The sequence below is a fragment of the Ochrovirga pacifica genome (assembly GCF_000220525.1).
GTDB classification, from domain to species: Bacteria; Bacteroidota; Bacteroidia; order Flavobacteriales; family Flavobacteriaceae; genus Ochrovirga; species Ochrovirga pacifica.
Window position 1 is genome coordinate 1 of sequence record NZ_AFPK01000053.1, and the last position, 4,201, is coordinate 4,201.

At 32.6% G+C, this 4,201-nt stretch carries 4 protein-coding genes; all 4 read left to right on the forward strand.

Annotated features, from left to right (window positions below):
- The coding region (gene pta / locus FS85_RS0110750; RefSeq protein ID WP_010136284.1) for a phosphate acetyltransferase at positions 1-1,038 on the forward strand (1,038 nt) is incomplete at its 5' end.
- Between the two features lie 81 nt (positions 1,039-1,119).
- Entirely contained in the window at positions 1,120-2,304 is a 1,185-nt protein-coding gene (locus tag FS85_RS0110755) for an acetate/propionate family kinase (RefSeq protein ID WP_010136285.1), read from the forward strand.
- A gap of 188 nt (positions 2,305-2,492) precedes the next feature.
- Positions 2,493-3,113 carry a hypothetical protein gene (locus FS85_RS0110760; protein WP_010136286.1) on the forward strand — a complete coding sequence of 207 codons (621 nt, stop codon included), beginning with the start codon at positions 2,493-2,495 and terminating at the stop codon, positions 3,111-3,113.
- 121 nt (positions 3,114-3,234) lie between these two features.
- On the forward strand, positions 3,235-3,906 hold the full coding sequence (locus FS85_RS16150) for a nitroreductase family protein (protein WP_010136287.1): 672 nt from the start codon (positions 3,235-3,237) through the stop codon (positions 3,904-3,906).
- Positions 3,907-4,201 lie beyond the last annotated feature (295 nt).

Genomic DNA, 4,201 nt, shown 5'->3' on the forward strand with positions numbered 1-4,201 from the left:
ACCGAAGAGTTGACCAACAAGCTGGTTCAATTCCAAGTTGATGGAATGACACCTAAAATGTTTCAATACAATATGGTAGACAGAGCAAGCAAGTCTAAAAAGAAAATAGTATTGCCAGAAGGAAACGATCCTAGAATTTTAGAAGCTGCAGCTATGTTGGCTACCCTAAATATTGTAGATATTGTTTTATTAGGTTCTCCTGAAGAGATAAAGGAAAAAGCCAAGAAATCTGAAGTAGCCCTTAATTTTGATAAAATAAAAGTAATCAATCCTACAGCTTCTGATTATTTTGAAGATTTTGTACAAACGCTATATGATTTAAGAAAACATAAGGGAATGAACCTTGATACCGCTAAAGAAACCATGAGTGATGTATCTTATTTCGGAACCATGATGGTGCATAAAGGAATTGTTGATGGAATGGTATCGGGAGCTGTAAACACTACCCAACACACCATTAGACCAGCATTGCAGTTTATCAAAACCAAACCAGGTGTATCGGTTGTTTCTTCTATCTTTTTTATGTGCATGGAAAATAGAGTTTCTATTTTTGGAGATTGTGCTATCAACCCAGACCCTACCGCAGAACAATTAGCAGAAATAGCTATTTCATCGGCAGACTCGGCTTCTAATTTTGGTATTGAACCTAGAGTAGCTATGTTGTCTTATTCATCAGGTTCATCAGGGAAAGGAGCTCATGTAGACAAAGTAAGAACGGCAACTGAAATTGTAAAAGCAAAACGTCCTGATTTAAAAATTGAAGGACCCATACAATACGATGCAGCTGTAGATTCTGGAGTTGCAAAAAGTAAAATGCCAGATTCAGAGGTTGCTGGTAAAGCCACTGTTTTGGTCTTTCCAGATTTAAATACAGGAAACAACACATACAAAGCTATTCAGAGAGAAACAGGAGCCTTGGCAATTGGACCTATGTTACAAGGACTTAACAAACCTGTAAACGATTTAAGTAGAGGATGTACCGTAGCCGATGTCTTTAACACAGTAATAATAACAGCCATTCAAGCACAAGAATTATAATAAAGTAGAACATAACTGCTGTCAAGTTGTTATTTTATTCTTTATGCTAGGTTTTCAATACACATCATATAATATTAAAAAATGAACATACTAATAATTAACTCAGGAAGTTCTTCTTTAAAATATCAAGTCATAGAAATGCCATCAGAAAAACTGATATGTAAAGGTTTGATAGAGCGTATTGGTCAAGAAAATTCTAAATTAGAATACAGCCCTGTTGCTGAAAAAGAAGTAGAGGTCAGTTTGCCTATTTCAAATCATAAAGAAGGTTTGTCTCATGTGGTTTCCTATTTATTAGACGATAAAGTAGGTGTAATAGCTAATAAAGAAGATTTAAAAGTGATAGGGCATAGGGTCGTACATGGGGGGAGTTCATTTTCTAAAACCAGAGTAGTAACTGCTGAAGTAAAAGAAGAAATACGAGCTATTTTTTCTCTAGCTCCTTTGCACAACCCAGCAAATTTGTTAGGAATAGAAGTTTGTGAAGAATTATTTCCTAGTGCAAAGCAAGTTGTTGTTTTTGATACTGCTTTTCAGCAAACCATGCCTTCCTTTGCGTATAAATATGCCTTGCCAAAACAACTAACAGAGGAGCAAAAAATTAGAGTCTATGGTTTTCATGGAACCAGTCATAAGTACGTTTCAGAAAAAGCAATTGCTTTTTTAGGAAAAGAGAATTCTAAAATCATTACACTACATATTGGAAATGGAGCTTCAATTGCAGCAGTACAAAACGGTAAATGCATAGATCATTCTATGGGATTTTCACCCACTGCAGGTTTGGCTATGGGAACTAGAACAGGAGATATAGATCCAGCAGTTATTTTGCATTTAATTAATAATTTGGGTTATGATCCTAAGGAAGTCAGCAATCTAATCAACAAACAAAGTGGTATGTTAGGGATGACAGGTTATTCTGATTTTAGAGATTTGGTAAGCCAAGCAGAGCAAGGAAACTCTGATTGTTCAGAAGCATTGCACTTATACGCTTACAGAGTAAAAAAGTTAATAGGAGCTTACACAGCAGCTATGAATGGTGTAGATGCTTTGGTTTTTACTGCAGGTGCAGGAGAAAATTGTAAAGAAATTAGAGAAATGTCTTGTCAGGACTTGGAATATTTAGGAATAGACATTGACAAAGAATTGAATAATATTAGGGCTAAAGAGTTAACAGAGGTTCAAACAAAAAAATCTAAAGTTAAAATTTTAATTATTCCAACAAATGAGGAATTAGAAATTGCCAAACAAGCCTTTAAGGTGGTGTAATTTTATCCACAAAACTAAAAAGCTGTTATTTTGTGTGTTTCTTAATGGGTTCTTGCAAAAGTATATTTGAAAAATAAATTTAAAGGTTAGCTTTTTTAACTAACCTTTTTTTAACAGTAGTTTAATAATTATACATGTTTTTGGCTTTCTTATTGTTATCATGTGTATTAATTTAAAAATTTATACACATGAAAAAATTGTTACTAAGTACATTATTATTAACTTCTTTAATTGGTTTTTCTCAGGAGAAGGAATTTAAATCACCAATTAAAAAAGGAGTAATTAATTTAGAAGGAAATTTAGCCTTTGGAAAAAGCAATAGTTCTTCAGTTTATACAGATTTAGAAAGCAAGGCAACTAATTTTAGAATCAATCCGAATGTTGGGTTTGTAGTTCAGGATAATTTTGTAGTAGGTGTGTCATTGGGATACTCTTATTTAAAAAATACCTCCGACAGCTCTTTAAGCACAAGTAGCTTAAAAAGGCATAGTTATTCAGGAGGACTTTTTGCTACACAGTTCTACGATATAACCGAAAAATTTAAATTCAATCTTACAGGTCAAGCTATATATAACAGAACTACTTTCTCAAGTAATAGAGATCAAAAAGGGAATGGTGTTAATATAGGTTTTAGTCCAGGATTTACTTATTTTCTAGGAAACCAAATAGCTTTAAAATTTAATTACGGTTCTTTAAGTTATAATTATTTTGAAAATATTGAACAAGATCGTGTTGTTAACAAATCACACAACATAGGGCTAGACCTAAGTAGCTCTCAAGTTACATTTGGTTTAAGTTATTTTCTATAATATAATATGATGCAAGAAACAAAGCACCTTTAACTGCAAAGGTGCTTTGTTTTTTATGAATGTTTGGTAAAATACTGATGAAAATAGTACATTCACACTACAAACTTATAACAGAAAATTGATGGATGCAGTCAAAGCAATAAAAAATAGAAGAACACAAAAAGTGCTGGCAGACAATGTATGGGAAGTTTCTACAAATCAAAAAGAGTTAAAAAATACTGTTGATGAATTGTTAGACTTAGCTTCTTGTGCTCCCTATCATTACAAAAGTGATTTAAAACATCAATCAGAAGAAAAAGAACTTAACTCTTGTTTGCCTTTTCGTTTCTATGTGTTAGACACCTCACATTGCAGAGAGCTGATTAATTACGCAAAAGAACAAGGAATTGAACTAAAGAAATTAAAAAACATGTTAAGTGCTTCAGATGTACTTTTTATAGTGACTTGGTTGCCAAAACAAGAAAACACTTCTGTAGACAATAAAAAAGAACCATTTCCTTTTTATGGAGATGTAGTGCATATGGAACATATTGCTGCTGCCTCGGCTGCTATACAAAATGTTTTGATTGGTGCAACAGCTAAAGAAATTCCAAATTATTGGTCTTCCGGAGGACCGTTAAGAGAAAAAGAACTTAGGGAATATTTAGAAATTCCATTAAATGAAATTTTATTAGGAGCTATTTTCTTATTTCCAAAAGATATCAATGATAAAGACGTCTTTATAAAAACAGGAGGTTTACGAGAATCAGGTAAAGAAAAAAAGACATGGTCTAAATGGATCACTAAGAAATAGATCATCAATCTAAAAAAAGATGCATTTTTTTATTCTGTATATTGTTGTTATTTAGGTTTTTAAGAAATATATCAAAAAAACTCACAAAAATAGCTTGTTTAATTAAGATTCTTGTGTATCTTTGCACCCGCAAACGCAGTAAGGCATACTTACTGAGAGAGCAAAAGTTCATTGTAAGAGTAAGAGTTTAAGTGACGGATAGTCAGGGAGAAGAGTAGCGAAGCTGCTTTTTAAAAACGAGTATTTCGAGCTTAAAATTTCTAAAAAAAAAACTTTCAAAAAAGTTTGTTTGGAA